This window comes from Acinetobacter sp. 228, assembly GCF_048147885.1.
The window spans coordinates 1-1,012 of the sequence record NZ_JAYWYV010000635.1 but is presented as its reverse complement, the minus strand read 5'-3'; the positions used below and the strand labels follow the sequence as shown (position 1 = coordinate 1,012).

The following is a 1,012-nucleotide window of genomic DNA, read 5'->3' as shown; positions in this document are numbered from 1 at the left end:
ATAAAATGGGCAGGGATATCATGCCCCATTCCATCAATTAATTCAAACTTAGCACCGGAAATTGCTTTTGCTACGGCCTTACCGTGACTCGGTGGAAGTAAGCGGTCACGAGAGCCATGCAAGACTAAAGTGGGTTGCTTAATTTCACGGTCCAGTTGCAGTAAGGAACCTGTACATAATATTGCTAAAAACTGTTGAAGTACACCAGCAGGATAGTAGCTACGTTGATAAAGTTTTCTTGCAGTTTGAACGGCTTCAATATGGTTAATATAACCAGGAGAACCAATCAATTGGAATAATTTTAAACTGTGATTCACAATTCCTTCTTCATCACGTGATTCTGGCTTGCCAATCAAGCTTAAAAGTTGCTTAGGGAATGGTGGTGGTAGAAACGGTTGATTATTACTGGTAAACATCAAACCTAATTTTTCTACTTTTTCCGGATATTTTGCAGCGAGAATCTGGGCAATCATGCCACCCATTGAGGCACCAATCACATGTGCTTTGCTTACTCCTAAACGGTCGAGAAGCATAGAAACGTCATCTGCCATATCATAGAGCGTATAAGGTGCACCCTGATTTCTTAGCCCTAAAGCAAAACGTCCCATCAATTTCATGGTATTTAAACGTTTACCTTGATGGCGGACTTTTGAAGAAAGGCCAATATCACGGTTATCAAAACGAATAACATGAAAACCTTGATCAATGAGTGATTTGCAGAAAAAGTCCGGCCAAAATAGCATTTGGGCACCTAAACCCATAATCAGCAAAATAGTCGGATGTTCTGGTTTTCCACCTACTTCTACATGTAGCTCGATACCATTGCCTAAATTGACTTTGGTTTCCTGCATAAATGGAGTGTACGGTGAAATACTAAATTGTAAGGCGCTATTCATGTTATTCATTCCTTGAAGGAATACTCAAGATCATGAGCATTCCCAATTTAAACCTTATGCTTGGGCAGGAATAAGATCTGGAACAAGCTTAGTTAAAGTTAAACGTTGCTTGCCTG

1 protein-coding gene is annotated in these 1,012 nt (G+C 40.0%); it reads right to left on the bottom strand.

The window, feature by feature from the left end; all coding sequences use genetic code 11:
- Nucleotides 1-896, bottom strand: an 896-nt coding sequence (locus VXQ92_RS21460; RefSeq protein WP_416683114.1) for an alpha/beta fold hydrolase, incomplete at its 3' end; no start/stop codon positions are given.
- Between the last annotated feature and the right edge of the window lie 116 nt (nt 897-1,012).